At 33.8% G+C, this 19363-nt stretch carries 9 protein-coding genes; all 9 read right to left on the reverse strand.

What is annotated here, in order from left to right:
- Window positions 1-12: 12 nt before the first annotated feature.
- Entirely contained in the window at window positions 13-825 is an 813-nt protein-coding gene (locus tag FLJC2902T_RS06140; protein ID WP_023578916.1) for a hypothetical protein, read from the reverse strand.
- Between the two features lie 10 nt (window positions 826-835).
- On the reverse strand, window positions 836-1804 hold the full coding sequence (locus FLJC2902T_RS06145; RefSeq protein WP_211233880.1) for an SH3 domain-containing protein: 969 nt from the start codon (window positions 1802-1804) through the stop codon (window positions 836-838).
- A gap of 46 nt (window positions 1805-1850) precedes the next feature.
- Window positions 1851-2771: a hypothetical protein gene (locus FLJC2902T_RS06150; RefSeq protein WP_023578918.1), complete on the reverse strand. Its 921-nt coding sequence runs from the start codon at window positions 2769-2771 to the stop codon at window positions 1851-1853.
- Between the two features lie 31 nt (window positions 2772-2802).
- Window positions 2803-8796 carry a fibronectin type III domain-containing protein gene (locus tag FLJC2902T_RS06155; protein ID WP_023578919.1) on the reverse strand — a complete coding sequence of 1998 codons (5994 nt, stop codon included), beginning with the start codon at window positions 8794-8796 and terminating at the stop codon, window positions 2803-2805.
- Between the two features lie 21 nt (window positions 8797-8817).
- Window positions 8818-15327 carry a hypothetical protein gene (locus FLJC2902T_RS06160; RefSeq protein WP_023578920.1) on the reverse strand — a complete coding sequence of 2170 codons (6510 nt, stop codon included), beginning with the start codon at window positions 15325-15327 and terminating at the stop codon, window positions 8818-8820.
- A gap of 117 nt (window positions 15328-15444) precedes the next feature.
- Window positions 15445-15801: a hypothetical protein gene (locus FLJC2902T_RS06165; RefSeq protein ID WP_023578921.1), complete on the reverse strand. Its 357-nt coding sequence runs from the start codon at window positions 15799-15801 to the stop codon at window positions 15445-15447.
- A gap of 7 nt (window positions 15802-15808) precedes the next feature.
- A complete protein-coding gene (locus FLJC2902T_RS06170) occupies window positions 15809-16156 on the reverse strand; it encodes a hypothetical protein (protein WP_023578922.1) in 348 nt (115 codons plus the stop codon).
- Window positions 16157-16199: 43 nt separating this feature from the next.
- On the reverse strand, window positions 16200-16571 hold the full coding sequence (locus FLJC2902T_RS06175) for a hypothetical protein (RefSeq protein WP_035677557.1): 372 nt from the start codon (window positions 16569-16571) through the stop codon (window positions 16200-16202).
- 17 nt (window positions 16572-16588) lie between these two features.
- The gene (locus FLJC2902T_RS06180; protein WP_023578924.1) at window positions 16589-19357 is read right to left on the reverse strand and encodes an EndoU domain-containing protein; all 2769 of its coding nucleotides are present in this window, start codon (window positions 19355-19357) and stop codon (window positions 16589-16591) included.
- Between the last annotated feature and the right edge of the window lie 6 nt (window positions 19358-19363).

A 19363-nucleotide genomic window follows, 5' to 3' on the forward strand; every position in this document is an offset into this window, starting at 1 on the left:
ATTAAATTACTACTAAGCCTCTAAATAATCATCTGCCTCTCTTCTGTCCTCTCTTGATGGCTTAGAATTTTCATCAACAATACCTATTTTGGCATAAAACCCTCTAATTAAATCTGCATTATATTTGCCGTTAGACTTAGAAAAAGCTTCTGCAAGTGTATCGCGATTACTCACACAACGAGCAGCAAAAATTACTGATCGAGAGGTCACGTATGCATCATTATTCACTTCAGTTGACATGTAAACCTGAAAAGGCTGCGGAGTTAACTTATCGGGATTTTCAGACATGTATTTTTTAACTTTATCGGCAGCATCCAGAATTTTAGTGTAGGTATCAAAGTTAAATTCTCCAGGGCCCGGTAAAAGTTTAAAAATTGCAGGATTATTAAATCCAATCGTATTTATTCTATATTCGACCTTGGCCAAGCCTAGTTCTGCAGAAGCAGCTAAAGCCCCAAATTTAAAATCGGCTGATGTTTTTAAGTCGGTAACATTAAGGATAACTCTTAAACCTGCCCCCCAACGTGTACCGTAAATTTTCCCACCTATTGGGTTAGAAACAATTTTATCAGTAAACATCATAGCTTCATAACTGAAGCAAAACGATTTAAAATTAGCGTTGGCATTACCAACAACAACTCCTAGATCTGCTGCTGTTTGTAAATTAAGTGACCGCTGAAATACTTCTGCTTGTGAAAAAGGACTATCCGCATCTGTCAATGCTACAGGTTTTAATAAATCTGCTTCTTTTTCAAACGATAAAGAATAAAATGCCCCGTTTTCTTTCAAAAGCGGGTTTATTGGAAACCACTCTAAATTTGCCATAATTAATATCTTAGTTTGTTTTGAAATCTAAATAACTCATTTTCACCCATCTGTCTTCCATACTGATTTTACACCACCCGTTTATTTCATCAGTAATGAAAACTTCCTGTCCTTTGTGTAGCGAAGCAGTTTTAGGAAAATCTTTTGATGGTCCTGTTCTCACATTTAATACATCTGCGCTTACTATAACATGTTTTACAATATTTGTAAACCTACCATATACCCAGTGTTCTGCTGAAGATGATATTTTTAACCATCCGTCCTTCTCCCCAAAAACCCTTAAAATTCCACCCTGCTCCACAGGATTCCTATCAGATACAATCGAAAAATTATTACCCGCCCCTTCTCTTACATTAAGTGAATTGGCCGTTACACTAACATACTTAACTATAGGTACAGTTAATGGATTAGGAGAGTCCGTATTGAGTAAACTATGTACAAGTGGTAAAAAAATATTTTTACAATCTTCAACCTTGTTACCCCCAAAAAAGTTAGTCCCGGGACAAGATTTATTATTCTTTGTACCATTATTCCTCGCACCTGAAGACAAGTCAAACCAATGATGGTAAACAATTTTATCGGTATTGGCTGCCAAATTAAACTTCTTGCACAATGCTGCCGTCATTTTCACAATAGCATCTTTTTGCAATTGATTCATCTCATCTGCTCCTTTATCAAAATTACCAAGGTTCTCAATGCAAACAGAGTTTGCATTATTTCCGACTATACAGGCAGGCGAATTCTCGATGTTTCTTCCTGTCATAATTGTACCATCAGGAAAAGTGGTAAAATGTTGTCCAATATCCATCCAACCATTATGATTAACATGGTATTCTTTCATTCCTTTTTGCAATTCAAAATGATTATTCCCTTTAAAGTGAATGTAAGAAGGGCTGTAGGTATGATGTTGTTGTATAGTCAACACTGTTCGTCCAATACGTAGATTTGAAATATAATTTTCAAATTCTGATATTGACATTTTTGTGAACCCAAATTTTGTCTCCATAATTTACTCTTCTATTAAATTAACTAACGGCCCCTACTGCTTGAACAGAATTATCACCAATCTCAGTAAGTTGAATATAACTTCCTAATTTCATAATATTTGTGCCTCCGGGAGCTACAGAAAAAGAAATTTGGGGAACTAATTTACCTCCAGTTGTACAACGTATCACCCCCTCAAATTCAACTGTCAATGCAGCACTGGAACTTGTTGATACAATTACTTTTTTAAATGCAGTACTACTAATCTGAGTTGAATACTGAGTGGCAGTAGTTTCATTACTTGCTGACCCAAGAAATGAATTTGCAACATACTCCATCGATGTAATATTAAGTCCTCCACTAGTTAACCACCCCATTGATGTTAAATGAGAAACTGTACCAGCAGTAATCATATACTTTCCTTTAAAAAGATATGTTTTATTTGATGATAATATAATTTCGTCGCATCCGGAGGGAAATGCATTTTGTTCAACTGTAGAATCTTGCAAATTAAATGAAGAAGAAGGTGCCGCAATAAAATTGGTAAATCCAACATTTCCACTCCCCAAAATAGAAATACCATTAACCGTTTTAATGTTACTACCGCTAACTAATAAATCTTGTTTATTGTTCAAATCAGTGACCAATCCTGTTACTTGGGTTTTAGCAATAGCTCCGGTTATTGTAGATGCCGTTCCGCTAACGTTTGCAACAACAACATTACCGTTTGAATCAGGATTTATCCCATTAACAGTTTTTACTGGTGCAAAAGTTTGCACCGAAATTTTCGCGGTAAGAGGTGTAACATATTTCGTATTATCAGCTCCTCCTTGTGTAAGTTCAGTGGTGGCTTTATCCTCATCTAAATGCACTGAACTATCTATTAACTCAAAAAACTGAGACTCCGTTGGTCTATCATCTGTATTAAAATATCCTTTTAAATTCTCTCTGGTTGTAGCCATAATTATATCTTTTTTCCTTTAACAATTGGTCTTATCTTACTCTAAATGTTCTTCCAACAATCATAGTACCTATTCCTCCTACATCATTCCAAGTTACTTCATTGTAAATTGTCAGGATATTTTCTTTAGAACTTAACATGCCGGATGTGTTTTCTGCTATTACTTTAAAATGGTGGTACATCTTTGAACCATCATCAGAGATAACCCTCAATGAAGGATTATTCAATTCTGTATCCTCTAATTGTACATAAACTGTATTCTCGTTTGAATTTATTTCATGTATTTTAACCCAATTCCCTCCTGAATTCATTTTATATAAATGATATTTTCCTTTATAGGTGGTCTTGTTCCAACTTAAGGTTATACAATTCAAATCAACATCTTCAGTCCCTAACGGTTCGGAATAATATTCCATTACCGGCGATTCCGGACTGTAATTCTCAACAATGTTTGTCAACACTACTTTTGAAGCTTCAGACGGAGCATAATCAATAATAGTACTTCCATCTTTATCAATATATTTGATTTGTCGGGATACAGTTAAACTGTAGAACAATGGATCACCATATGGAATTTCAGGTAAATCAGTAAAATCATCAGTAAAACTCCAACGACCGGTTTCGTCAAAAGATGCTACTTCAACATCAATTACTTTAACTAATTGCATTGTACGTATCGATAATGAATCTACCCTATTTGATGCCCTGTAGATATTAACCTTTTTAACATTCTGAATGTTTTTATAAGCATTAATTTCGAATTGAATTTTTGGTGTAATCTCCAGTACTCTATTTGCAAGTATTGGAGTGACCTTCAAAATTTCCGGAGCTGTTGGTGGCAAAGTATTCACTAAGCTTATTGGTCCTAAAATAGGGCTATACTCTCCGGTTTTCATTTGCAGATCAAACTCCCGTACAGTATAAAAATACTTTGCATTCGAGGCACCATCAAGTCCATAATCGGTAAATTGTACTTCATCAGTTCCAACTGTTGGACTCGCTCCTTGATTAGGAGTAAGCTTAACCATCATAGGTGCCATGTCAAATTCAGGGTGTGTCACCGGCAATAAATTCCCGTTTCTGTCTCTAATAACTTGTTTTTTAGGAATAGGTACGTAACCGTCAGACTCGTTTTTAACATATCTGTATATAACCGGAACTTCTGTTAATGGCACAAAGCAATTATGAATAACATTTTTAATAAAATCCTTCAACAGTAACTCTCCGTTTCTACCTGGCACTCCTGGTACAACTATTTGATTTAGACTTGAAATTTCAGTCAGTTGAGATACTACATTTGGCAGGTTATTATAAAAACTATTATGCTCGTCAATAAATGAATTGATACTTGCAATAAATCTTGTGTTGTTAGGTAATGGTAATCTAACCATCTCCCCGTCTAAATCAAATGGTTTAAACAAACCATCTTCATATTCAAAACCTAAAAAGTCTTCCCACCTGTTAACATAGAAAGTCTCCTCCCCATTTTTAAAAATAGTATCAACTATAGTATCAATTGTTGGCTGATTGTATATAGCACTTAAAATCTGAATATCACTCGTTCTGTTAAACTGTATTGAATATGGTTTATGGTCATTGGCAAATGCAGTTCTAAAAGTATAAGTAGATTTACCGTAAAAATCTGGTCGAGTAGCATACTTGCCTCCTTTAGGCAACTCAGGTCTTAATGGCTCTTCGATTTCTTTAGCAAACATTAATACCGGCGTAGATATTTTTGAATGCAGGTTATTATTAACTCTATGACTTCGTAAACCAAAAATAGAATAACGCTCCCCTTCACCTTCAGTTGGTAAAATAGCTTGTTCTGTCAAACCATTATTTTCATCATAATGAAAATATGCTTTGTAACCCGGATAATAAGCTACACTCTGATTCCCTGTCTTAATATAACCTGTTTGTCCATTATTAGGATTTTCATCGGAAAACTCAGGATCAATAATATAAACAATTAAATTTTGACCCGATACACCAATATTTTCTGTTTTTATTACCTTAAACTCTTTACGGCGCTTACTATCTTGCCCTATCATGTGTAGTCTAATAACGCCATTGTACCACTCAACGGAATGATCTAGCTCTGAATGCTGATAATGCTGATTCAGAGTGAAATTTCCAAATTCAATTTTATATATCCCTTGATGTTGATTAACTAAAATAGTTGGCGACGTGTCATTCTCATCTTCATAAACCTCAACCGTCTCCAAGTGCTTAGTAATAGTTGCAGTTCTAAAAAGTCCTCGAAACTTTTGAACATGCCCTTCAACTGTTAAAGCGTCCGGCGTCTGAACAAATATTTCCTCACTATGAATTGAATTAATTTGAGGGTCAATTCCTATCGTCAAACTAATTGGAGCAGGTGAATTCCATGATCCTTCAGACAACATGTTCTCAACAACAATAAATAACTTATTGTTTTCTGGTGATTCTAAATCTTCATTTGAAACATCAGCAAATCCAAATTGTGCACCATTTATGGCTCTTTTAAAAACCTTAAACTCTGGATATTGATTAGCTCCTTGCACCACTTCATGAACTATAAACTCCTTTTCATCAATCCTCATAACACTGCCTACAAAATTGCTGTTCAAACCATTAGGAATGACCGGCTCAATTGTTTCAGTGTTTGGATTACCATTGATTAGCGTTGTACTGCTTGTTATTACAAAAGGTTCTGTCGTGACTATACTTAGTAGTTCATTTGCCGGATCTTCAATTACAGAATGAATTTTTCCGGAAATGACATTAGGCATCTCATTTCTAAAAAAGACTTCTATTTCATCCGCAAAAACCTCATCACTGTTATCCAATTCATAATAACCGCTTATTGTTTGGCCATTTATTGTTTTATGATAATCTATCAACTCTTGAGTATGATTATAATCAAAAGTTAAACGGATTAATGTTTTGTCATTAGATACAATAGAATTTAATCTCTGTTGTTCATAAAGAGACGTCAAAAACAGAGGGTTCTCTTTTCTTATTAAAAGCGCATTTATGTTTGTAGGCGGTTGTAGCGTATTTACAACTGGAAAAACAGTTTCAATATTAAAATTCAAACTACTGGATGTAGCTCTGCTAAACCAATTAATCCCATATGAGCTATATGTATGTTCTCCAGCTTGCTTTTCTCTGTGAATGAACAAAGGATTACCTTCTTCTGGTATAAGAATCGGTACAGTTTCATTATTATCTCCTTGTATAACCGTAGTATCTATATTAAAATATTTTTTATCATAAGGAAGTTCCGGTTTTCTCCATATAAAATCACTACTCAACTTATACTCTAGACCTGCATATACTGGCTCAGTATAGGCAGATGAATCAAATTCATGACCATTAGCAAAAAAAGGTTCATTTGGAGCTTCATCATGTAGTGGCTCGTGGTATAATGTTAAAAAACGGGTACGCCCATCATGGGTATAGCCTTCAGGATCTGTTAACAATTGTGGCGCTTCTGTCCCATGTCCGTAATAAACTCCTGGTTTAACTTCTTTAATATCAAGAGGTAACGACAACCGTTCATCATCAATAGTTGTAGGTAATGTACAATAAACATGTTGCACTTCTCTGGCACCTAAACCATCTTCTAAATCCCCATAGGTAATATATTCAGCTAAATAAATATATTTCCCTTCAAATAGCTCTTCTTTATAATCAAGGATTCCCAATCCCAACATACGCGCAACATGGTAATCTAATGATGATATTTGCAATAATTGCAAATTTGAAATTTCAAATTGATTTGAACTGGGTTGAGAGGGATCATAATCTGGATCAGGAGTAAAACCTTCAACTGGTCCAACAGTTTGGTCAATAAATGGAAAACTTTCTGTTGCAGTTGGGTTGATTTCTAAGTCGCTTAATTCTATATATTTATCAACAACGAATGAAATTCTTTCTTGTTCTTCAACAGAAATACCATTCCATTTATCCTTATAATTATCTGTGTTCACATAAGCTTCATCATTATAACGAAGCCATTTACTATGAACCAACCCTACTTCTGGTTCAAGTCTAATATGCGCTATATTTGTATTTTTAGTTAAAGCATATTTACCAAGGTCTTCCCAAGTTTTGTTATAGTTGGAGTCCTCTATGAAATTATAGTAAAACTCAAAATAAACTTTACTAATTACTGCATCATAACCCGAGAACCTAATACTTCTTATATTCTCACTTACTAATTTTTTATCGTTAAGATCATTGGTATAGTATCCACCCCTGAATGATGTATATTTATCAGCAGATATTAAATTCTTTTCAACTGAAAGCAATTCAACTTTTACAGTACTGTTTTCAGATAAAATTTGAAATTTTGGAGATACGGAAAAACTCAGTTTCGTTTTGTTTTCTATCTCAATTAATCCTTCTCCGTACGCTGTGATAAATTCTGTAGGATGTGTATTGGGATTATAATTTGCTCTGGCCGTTTGATACATTTGTATGTCTCTAAAAAACACATAAAATGTATTCCCACCTACAGCATACATCCATCTTCTTCGACTATCAATAACTAAATTAGGAGCGATAGAAAAATCCAAAGTAACACTCAAATCAACATAAGGTGCCCTATAAATCTTTACAAAATCATTCGGTTTATTAAAATTAAAAGTATTCGTCGCATAATTTCCCTTTGGAAGGTGTTTCCCCAACGCTCCTTTCAGTAACCATCTTAACTGAAACCCTTTTGTACTATCACTGCCGGTTGATCCAACAGCTTGAGCATAAAAATTAGGAGATTGCAAAGAAGTTGCTTCAGACAAATTAATTATTGGCGGCCCACCACAGATTACATCTCCAGAGGAAAAAACGTCTTGAAACGCATTTTCTACGTCGCTGATACTTATATTTATACCTTGCAGATATGGGTCACCATCTGTTAAATACATAACAGAACTAGGTGCTAATTCATAAACTAATTCTTGAGAAATACAATTTTTTAAGTCAGTATCATCATAGAATAACAAGTTGTTGTTCATTGACGTACTAACTACATTATCACTAATCTCGTTATAAACAATTCTTCTTATACCCTCAGGTCCTGAATAAAAATATTGCCTTGACCATAGGAGAGAAAAACTATCAAACAAAAAAGTATTAAACTTATCAACTCTCGAATTTGACGGATTAGTAATACTTACGAACAGATTATTATTGTAGTAGCATAAACTTGACTTACTGTCAGCACTATCTTCAAGTTTGTAATAATAAGAATCTCCTCCACAATCAATCGCTAAAACGAAGATTTTACTATCGACAGTATGATACCCGGAAATGACATATTTATTCTTGTTAGGCTCAACTAAAGAAGTGCTTACTGCTACAATATCATGGCTTATCAAATCCGAATTTTCAAAATCTCCTAAATAGATCTCCTTGTGTAGATATACATATGAACCATAATAATCAAACTCAATTATGTGTGCCTTACCGGCTTTATGGTCAGCCAAAACGGTTACTCCATTCTCGTGACTAACTACATTGCGGATCTCAAAATCATCAGCACTTCCTGTTGAGAAATAAGTCTGATTAAGTAAATTCCCATCATAACTGAATCTTAAAATAATAATTTGTGGTAATTCTAAACTATAGCCTTCATAACGTCCCGGATAAACATAATAATAATCGCTATTAATTTTAGAATTAACCAAAAAACAATCCCCACTAGGGTTATCAGTAGACAATAGTTTACTATAATTAATATTCCCGTCTTTATCAATTGAGACCAAAGACTCATTTACTCCATCATTATAACTAAGCAAGTAACTTATAACTCCCTGATCTTGAATTTGAATAATTTTCCGAAAGGCAAAGGGTCCACCCCCAATATTAAGATAATATCTTCTTTGCCAGATAGTATTACCTTTAATATCTGTTTTCAAAATTGTTGGAGAATCGCTCCCATCCTTACCCACTGAATAAATAAATGACGTACCTCCTTCAAAAAACTCTTCACTATAATTAATAATCTGAGATGATGCTGTATATTCTTGTACAAATGACATAATTAATATCTTCTAAATAAGTTAAAGTAAAATTTCAACAGTTTCTGAACCTGAGACAATATGATTGATACCATTCCAGGTTTTATAAACGAAACCAATTCTTAATGTCCCTTCATCTATCACTAAATTTTGGTTCATTATGATTGCTTGAGAGCAATCTTTAGAAAACAACACAGAATAAGAATTATCTATGGTTTCTGAACCTGGCAGCATGACTTTAATTGTTCCGTTTAATTCCGACAAAGTCATTTTAGGGTTATTAAACGGTTCAGGGTTTCTTACTATTATCGCGATAACTTTATTAAAATCATCTGCATTTCTGATAATGTTAAACTCCGTGGTTTTAGCTTCATCAAGTGGTTTTAAACCTAAAACACCTTCAAATAACCTGTCATAGGCATGCTGATAATTTGCATTTAATCTGGTAATAACATCATCACTAAATAAGCCGCTTAAACTCTGTTGATTAATAACCCTGTATGCCGCCTCAATCATCTCTTGGCTTAGTGACATATCAATTGTAAATATTGCCCTTCTATTTTCAGCTTCATCAAGAATGTAACTTTCAATTTGCTCTTTAAAACTTCTGTATCTTGATGTCTGGAATACAAATCTGTGTACCTCAGCTGTTTCATTTTGCTGCAAAATAATCCCTGGATTGTTAGGGTCTGGTATAGGTCCTAAATCACCATCTTTATTCAGGTCATACATATTGTTCACAATAGCAGTATACAATTTCTGAGGCTTCAGTTTTTTCAGTGTAACTGAAAGATACTTAGATGCCGGAACAATCACTTCAGGCTTCTCACCAATACAATTATCATCTAAAAACAAATTAATCCACTGATTGAAAACAAAAGGTACTAACGGATTATTATCTGTAGTCCATTCTTCTATAGTTTGAGGTATTGCAACTTCATCAACAACCGAATCTAACGATGGTGGATTTACTATTGAAACATCCTCTCTCGGATCCTTAATAACTATTTTCATTCTACCTTTAGTCTCTTCAAGTCCGGCCGCAGTATAATCTTCCCAATTATGGAAGAAATGTGTGGCATAGGCCTTAGAAAAATAAACAGATATTTTAGTGTTATTCTCATCGTCGTAAAACAATGGTTTAGCACTTAATAAATTACCATCCGCATTAGGGTAAGATCTGTTATAATCAATATACTGTCTTAATGATGTTAAAGGATACTTCTCAGGTGACGCTTCCTGTAACCCTGTTTGAACACCGTTTTGTATAATTGCTCCGGTAGTCTCATTCAAATAAGTAGATGAATCCACCTTAACCAAACCGTATATCGAATTTTCATGTTTATGAAAGAATCCAACAGGCCCGGCCGTGCTAAAACCATAAGTATAGGAATACTCTCCTCCAGCTGTAGCTCCATTATCAACAATGTCTTTCAATTTAAAATGAACAATATAACTTGTATCGGGTCTCCAGATTGGTTGTATAAATTGAGTAATTCCGGCTACAGTAGCCATTGAATCTTCCCTTATTGCTCCTAGAGGTGGAATATTAATATTAAACTCATAATCTTCCAAAGATAACCAACACACTTTATGCAATAGAGTATAACATTTTCGAATATTAGGCTCCTTGCAATTACAATCACCATTCAATTCCAAATACCCAAGAATCGACTGCACAGCCAGCCAAGTGTCAGTATAAGTTCCCAAGTTTGCTGGACCGGTCGTAAAATCCTCAAGAACATCAATTTTAGTTTCTAAAGCATTTAGAACACCATATTCAGGGTGTAAAGCATTAAAACTTTTAATCAGATTCAAAATATTTTCAGTGCAATCAACTTGACCTGAAAAATCAGAAAAATGAATATCTGCTGGATCAGGAAAACAATTATTATAAATGCTTGAAATATCATTATATAACTGGCAAAGAACCAAATCTTTGGAGCATACTGGATCAATTGGAACTTGATTCACAATTCCACATCCCATACCAATCAAAGTAGATAACTGAGCTTCAAGACTATCAGTACTTTGATATTCACCCGTAACCGCTCCTAACAAAATCTGCATGTTATTTTCCTCAATTGCAGCTATCTGCTCTTGTAAAGCTAAAACAAGCGCCTGATTAGGGGATTTTGGAAGAATTTCAATTTTACTTATGGCGCTCCAATTCGAAAATTCACTAGTATTTAATACAATAGGCACATTTAATTCACTGGCAGTCTTATAAACCTCATAAGCTTCATTCAATTCCCCCGTTTCAGGATGCCCATAAGTTACTTCAAAAACCGCATCATTAATTAGCGATGAATAGTATCTTATTACCACTCCTTCACCAAAACTTGTCAATCTCAAAGTTACTTCTACCGAAGACTCTGGCAATAGTATTTCTAATTTTGTCCTGTTAGGAATAGAAAGCGATTTAGAAATATTAAAAACATTGCTTTCATCAGTAACAACGGCATAATCCGTATCCCTATTATTCATCAATAAAAATGAGACGTTATTAGAGAAAAACCGGTGATTCACATCATAACAATAATACTGTTGACCTAAAGGCTTTGAAATAAAGTCAGCACATTTTGGTTCTAATTCCTGAGTCTCACAAAAAAGTGACCCTGATGTTAAACCATATTGTTCCGGTATATACCAGCCTGGCTCTCCTTGTTCTGTATACGAAAATGGAGTTGTAGCTAACAAACGGATAGTGTTATATTGTTTGTCTGTTTTTTGCCATTGACCAATTTTCATAGTATTTAAAACTGGCGATGTATCGTTTGGATATAATGCTTTATATGGGTTATAGTCAACCCATGCCGCATCATTCCATGCTTTAACGCTTAACTCTTCAATTTTATATTGATGTTTAACTTGTCGTAATTCCTTTCCTCTAACAACTTTATCTGGAGGTACTAAATCTGTATAACGTGACGGCGCATTGTTTACTCCTCCAATAAGTCCTCCAATAGAACCTGGCAATAACCCTTTTTCAGTTTTAATATCAATGTAAGTATCCAGCGGAATTATTCTTTCTCTAATTTTATCTGGCAAAACTTGCAGATTATCTATAACCGGTATTCCATTAGCGTTCAATGAAATTGGCGTACCATTATTATTCAACATTCCATTTGTTAAGTACGTTAACGAGAAGGTCTCATTTGTTAACATATTAACCCCTAAAACAATGTCTTTTATAGGTTTTCCACTTGCAGCACTTATCAATGGGTTAACTGGTCTTCTGTCAACAGTTTTATTGAAGTCCCATGAAATTTCCACCTCTCCGCAGAACTTAATTTTAATAAAGCATATTTTAACTCTTACACATAGGCGGAATTTACCATAAATAAGGAATGGCGTCGGCGATTCGGCACCAAACAGTAAGTCAATGCCTATGTATAAATGAAGAATTCTAATATTAATTTCTGCACCTACGCCTGCCGCTATATATCCTCCAATTTGAGGTCTTTCAAAACTTAATCTTCCTCCTACCTCAACATAAGCCCAAGCGTTTACACTAACTGGACCATACGTTTTATTGAAAATAAACTCTCCTCGTGCTCCGGCTTCTATTCCTTTTGCAGAAAGCATTAAGTAGCTTTGAAGGTCAATCAAATCCAATATGCGAGCTGTAACAGGATTGGTTCGTGTACCAATGTTAATGTACCATTTGGATGAATCATTAAAGAAGAAACCTGCTTGCACATCAGCATACAAACTAAGAATAGCACCATTACTGGTTGGCATTTTAAAGTCAGCACCAAAACCAAACTCTAAAGAGTTGTCACCCATCGCTACAAAGGCAAAAAATGGAGGGTCTTTAGTCTCTTCAAGTCCCAATCGGGCAGAAATAATAGATGCCCTTCCATCAATCATAAATAATGATGGTACAGACAATAACACCATCGCCTTAATGTTCAGCGTAGTTCCATTATCATAAGATGTCCCCAATGAGGCTCCTGCACCAATTGAAAATGGTGTACCACTTTGTCTTGTCTGATTTGGCCCGCTAAACTTGCGTACGTGAATTCCTCTTGGCGGAGCCTTGTAATACTCATACCAACTGTTTACGCCCGACACTAGTCCTATCGCTTCTTTCTCAGCAACATAACGATATCCTAGCAATCCTCTAAAACCATAAATGGCAAAAGAACCTAAAGGAATAGGTGCCGGGAATTCTACTTCCGCATCTATAATAAATGCCGGATATTTCGGCATAAGCTTCATATCTGCACTTCCGGATATTTTTGCTTTCGGAAGTTTAATTTTTATACCTCCTGCATATTCAGGAGAAGTACCTGGCTCTGGAATAGACAACCATCCATTAATAATAGCAACTGGGCTACTCGCTGGTATGGTTAAATCAATATAGAGAGTTTGTATGTGTAAATAAGGGTCAGGCTTATCATCTAAGTTATCAGAGCAGTAATAAAGTTTAACTCCATCACCTCTTACTTCAATTCCTAACGGGTCTATGCTCACGCCACCGTCAAAACCAAAGTAATTAAACTTACGCATCACACCATTTACTTCTTTTTGGTGTGATCCATAATGTATTGCCGTTACTGTTATTTCAACTGGTCCTAAAGGCAGTACGATAGGTTTAATTAGGTGTATTGATCCTCCTTTAATTTCTATCGAGCCATCACTGTAAATACGAAGTCTGTCAATCTCAATAGCCTCCAAATCCTCTAATATGGGTACGCTGTCAAATTTTAATGTTCCTGAAGTTCCTATGTAAAAAGCATTCTCAGAATTATCTTTTCCTAATTCGACTGTTTTCACACTATAAGTAAGAACATCAGGGAGTTTTATATCATATGGTGAACTTGGCGATGCAGCCAAATTAAAACTGCCATCATCATGTAAATGTCCTTCGATATCTATTCTAACTGTTTGCCCAGCATATTGCCCCGATGGATATTTAAACTTAGGTATTTCTAAAGCTGCCCTAATGTTTGATGACAGAACCTTATTCTGTTTAAAACTAATATCAAATTTGCTGAAACCTATTTTGAATCCATTGTCACCTCCTATTTTCTTCCAAAGTTTGTTTTCTATCAAGTTGGATAGGAACAACTGATAATCCTGAGCAGTATTAAATACATAAACTGTCGAAGGACTTATTGGAGAACTCACATTCGATGTAGTTGTTAACGATAAAGGAAATTTAAATCCATAGGGGGAATTAGAAGCATTTAACACCTGTAAATAATCTTTCAATTCTTGATAGTTCACTATCCCTTTTTCGCTTACAATTCCCGTTATATCATTCTTTTCGAACATTTTAATAGGATAGTTAAAACTAAACTTATCATTAAAATATTCAAATGTTCCCCCGCTGGTTACAACTGGTACAGTTTCTAATAAAATGGTTCCAGACAAACCACCTGATCCTACAAGTAAGTCATATGCTCCAAGCCGTAAAGTCGCTTGTGTATTTCCAGATGTTTCTGTATCATCGTGAAACCATCTTGCTGGTAAGGTAACAGATACTGCTCTGGCATAAACCCCAATAAAATCATTCGGTCTACCATCCAAATCAGCCTCTATAATGTTGGAATTTTTACTCAAATCAAGTTTTAAGCTATCAATCTCTAGCATAATACCAGTATTCCCAATCGCATTGAATTGCGGGTACAAAGTTCCTCCCAATTCCAATTGATATCCCATTCCGGCTTCAGTATCAACATACAGTTGTGCTTCCGCAAAAACAAAGGTTGATTTAGCACTGGAACCATAGTCGGAACCATCTGAGTTTATGGGCCTCAAAACATTATAAGGAAATTCAATTCCGGCACTCAAAGCCAAAGTAGCTTTAGCCTTCGGAGTAATTAATTTCTTTATATAATCTTCAATACCATCAGGTACAACTATATTGAAGAATCCTTGAAGCTTAGTCTTCATTACTCCCGCATCGGAGTCAAGAATGTATGCCCCAAACATAACACCCGAAATTGAATCATTAACATCAGGATGTCCTTCAATTGTTGAAATTACTGATTGTACATTGGGATCAGTTGGTAATTCCAGTGGAGTATTTAAATCAAGAACTGTATTTAAATCATCAAAAAGTTGTTGAAATTTGGATGTATTTTCATCTGCGGGTTCAACAAAATTATTCAGTATATGTGCTAATACCTGGTCATCGCTTATACGGAAAACCTGCAGTCCTACTCTGTAAAACTCTTCCACAGCAAAAGAAAAATTATCCAGATTAAAATTCTTCAAAAACGCTAATATCTCCCACTGATATTCAAGCGATATCGGGAACGATGATATGTTCGAATCACCACCGGTTATATCCGGATTTAACACCAATGCCAAATCAAATGGTAATGGAATGGCCAATTTACTACTGCTTACAATATCCAAGCTATAAAAGGCCGAATCCCCTCTATAGCTTTTAGAGTATTGCAGGTTTTTATAATGTATTTTATCGAAAATTTCATTTAACCCGTTTTGTACAAACGACAAAAATTCAGGCAAATCATCTACAGTAATTACCTCCGATAATCGTGGGTAATATCTTGCTGTGGGAACTATATTAGGCATATATTATTCTTGTTTACTATTTCAAAAACATTATTATTCGTTCATTTTCTATTTATCTTGAACATTTTAAGACCAAAATCAAAGGTTCGGAAAATATTACTTTGAACTACAGAATTGTTATATGTTATTTTCTAAATTATTTTCTGTAATCCACTCAATATATGATAATAAAATCTCCTTTAAATCACTGGTTGGAATTGGAAATTCATCACCTTCATCAGTATAAAAATGAGAAGTTGTTTCGCCTATTCTGAGAAAATGATAAACACCTCCCCCATCCTCATCAAACGATTGTCCAGCTACTGCCTTATTTATCTCAGGTAAAACCTCTTCTAAAAGGAACTCTGGATATTTTTTGATAAAATAACCCCTGAAATATGGGATAACGTCTGATGTTATCTGAATTTCTTTTCTACCATCTACTAAAAGGATTTCAAACTTTATTTCATATTTATCAATAATAAATTGATTCATGTGTTTATTATTGCATCAGATAATCTCTCCAAGTTTCAACAATTACTTTAAAATGAGTTATAGGCAATGTATAATCAGATATTATGTTATTATTTGATTCCCATGAACCAATATCTGCGTAAACATTTACATTTGGACTTTTGATAATTATTAAATAAAGACTCGGTGTTGGAAATTGTATTTCTAATCCATTTGTATCAATAGCTTCATTAATAAAACTTAATAAATCACTCGCTTTTCCCTCAGTATAAAATTCATTGAGACAAGCTGTAAGATCATCATTGATTGTAAATATTTGTTTACCAAAATTAATTCTGTTTACTAATTGTATTTTATAATCTGTTAATATTTTCATACAATAAATTTAATCTGAATTGCTCTCTTCTTGACATTATTCATTATGTTCTTGTTCCATTAAGAGGAGGTTGCTGTAAAAATTCAGCATATTCTAGTAATATTGATTTAAAATCATTAGTTGGGATAACTGTTAATACTCCATTCCATTCCAAAGTTGTATTTACTTGATCCAAACTTGCATCTATTGTACCTGAACAGATTGAATCCAATACTGTTTCTCCTGCCAATGCCCTATTTATTTCTGGTAAATAAACTTCATAAATATTATCTAAATATTGTATTTGAACTAAATAGTACATCAAATCAATATAATTGTTACTATTACTATCAATTAATCTTACATCTTTATCAATGCATCCATTTACCACTTTATTATAAAATTCCAAATTATAATTTCTATGTATTCCACTCATAACAATCTTTTTATCTATTAAAACTCAAAAACTAATATATTATCTAACATCACTCCGTTTGTAACTGGATTTTGTCTTAAAATTATCTTAACTCTAACCCCATTAGAAAACCACGCTACATGATGTCCTGGCGTATTTGGGTTACCAATTTTCCACAAAGCAAAACCAACTTCTTCTTTCACTCTCGTAGCGGTCCAAAAATCTGGAAATAAAGTAGAAACCCCTTTTACTTTTGTACCTCCTCCTGGTAAAACTACTGTTACTTTTGCTCTCTTAAATCCTAAAAGCAAATTTGAAACATTATCCAACTGAATATTATATCCATTTGGAAGATTTGACATTACACTAGGCAAGTGATGCCCACCAGTTATATGGTACCCCCCTGTAGGTTTGATTACAATATCTAATTTCATAAGATGGTTTTCAATCCTTGGAGATAAATTCACTCTACGGACACATCTCAAAAAATTAATATCATATCCAAATTTTTTCAAATCATCTAAATTATCCCAAATATTAAACAATGATCCTTCATTCAACGCTAAGGCTTTTAAATCTATTTCAGGAGATTTATAGAAATGACTATAAAACAGGCACTTTTTATCCTGGTTTAACGAATTAAACAAACTAGGTAAATTATTGGAATTAGGTATATTATTTATTTTATTAGTCATAAATGTAATTGAATATTGCCTATTACTATTTAATGATAAAATTGCATCAACTACATCTTGTGGAAGTCCATGAGGCTTTGGTGGCACCAGATTATTTAATCTAGAAATTTCAGAGATCACTTCATTAGATGCATCAAATACTTTCCTTTTCATTGCAGGGTTTGCAGATAATGATGCGATGGTAACGATGCCTAACAAAACATTCAATCTATTGCAAAATTCTTGTATATCTGGGTCTGTCGTAGTTTGAGCAGTATAATTACTAATCGCTAAAGCTGTTCCTGCTGAAAATTGAACTAAACTATTTATTCCGGTAACTGCACTCCAAGCCAAAACTGCATCTGATGCACCTGCCGTCCCCATTACAACCCCTCTCATTTTAGAAAGATAGCTTATATATCTTAAGTTAGACAAGCCACCTATTCCAGTAAAGTTTAATGCTAATTCGGCAGCAAGCATTACACCAAAATCAATCTTTTTTAATTTACTGTAATCTTCCATATACAGTACTAAAAATACTGGTATACATTCTCCTAAATTTATACCGGTTTCAGGATCTTTTAGTGTTTCTACTAATCCTAAATCGGGCTTAAAACCTAAAATGCTGATAGGTTGATATAAACTATAAGAACCATATAAAGAAGTAAATGTATTTACATACTGATTATTTTCCTGAGTAGAATAATAATTAATTGTACTTGTAGTAGCTGTTCTGTAAATTAATATTTTTCTTCCATTAAACTCGAAACCATAGCTTACATCTGTAACTCTAAGATAACTATCGGTAGAAGAACTTACTGAGTCATAACTCAATAGCGGTGGCACACTTAAATCATCATAATATTTCGTTTTCTCAATTGAACTTCCTGAAACAGGTTCAAGTTTCATATATGGTGATTCAGGAAAAATTCCAAAGTTGTTAGCTGGTTGAGTATATGATGAGTCTTGAAAAAATGGATTATATTTAGATGATTTCCATATTTTATACAATAGAACAATAAACTTCATTCTATTATTTTCAGATGAAAATACTCCAAAAGTATATCTGGATAATCTATTATCATCTATAGCCTCAAATAATACCTGAAAAAGAGTTATCTCTTCTTTTCCTTCATAATTAGGCTGCAATAAACCTTCTAAAAACTCATTTCCTTGAGATACAGTTACTGATTCAGTAATATTAAGTACCAATTGCTCATTATCATTCCACTCAGAAACATAATCTTTTACAATTAGTTTAAGTAATTTCAACTTATCATAAGCAGAAATAACCGCCAAACCATCAACAGACATGGCTCTTGCAAGCCAATATATTTTTTTATCATCTGATGCACTTTGAATCAATAATTGATTAGAATAAGCACTCTCATAAAAAGAAGAAATATTTATCAAATATTCTTGAAAATCCTGAACAGTTGGATTCGAAAAAACAGGGAGTGTTGTCCATTCTGCATTTTGTGATGATATATACGTAGCAAAATTAGGATTTAATGAAGTAGTAAATAAACTAAATATATCCCTATTGATTCTATCAATATTCAAGGCAATTTTAGCAATAAGTAAAGCTCTTTGCTGTTTGTCAGGTTGATTACTATCAACAAAAAGGGCTATTTTATGATCAAAAAAAACACCGGCGTGATTATCTGTTGTGGCTGTATTTGTTGCAACTGAATACCCTGGTGCATTAGGTGCCGGAATTATAATATTGAAATCATTGTCAATTATCGGTGAACCTATATCGTAAGTCCATGAAAATGTTTCAACCTTGCAAAAATCAGCAAAAGGTTCAACTAATTTTAGTTTTTGTACTTTTACTGTATCACCACTAACAGCCAATGGCAAACTATTATTTTTCAATTGATAATTAGTCTGCAAAGTTTCTGCAGAAATTTCTTTCGCTAAATACTTTAAAAAATATTCTTCCTGATAATATCCTCCACTTGCATAAATAGTATTTTGATCCTCATTTCTAAAATCATCCTTATTAGAATGAGCATATTTAACCCCATTTATTTTAAATTTCACTAAAAAACCTTCCAAATCAAACTGCATATCAGACAAGTTGGTAGTTTTAATAACTTTAGTATATTTTAATACTGCTGCATTTGCCATAATTCA

The sequence above is a fragment of the Flavobacterium limnosediminis JC2902 genome (assembly GCF_000498535.1).
Classification (GTDB): domain Bacteria; phylum Bacteroidota; class Bacteroidia; order Flavobacteriales; family Flavobacteriaceae; genus Flavobacterium; species Flavobacterium limnosediminis.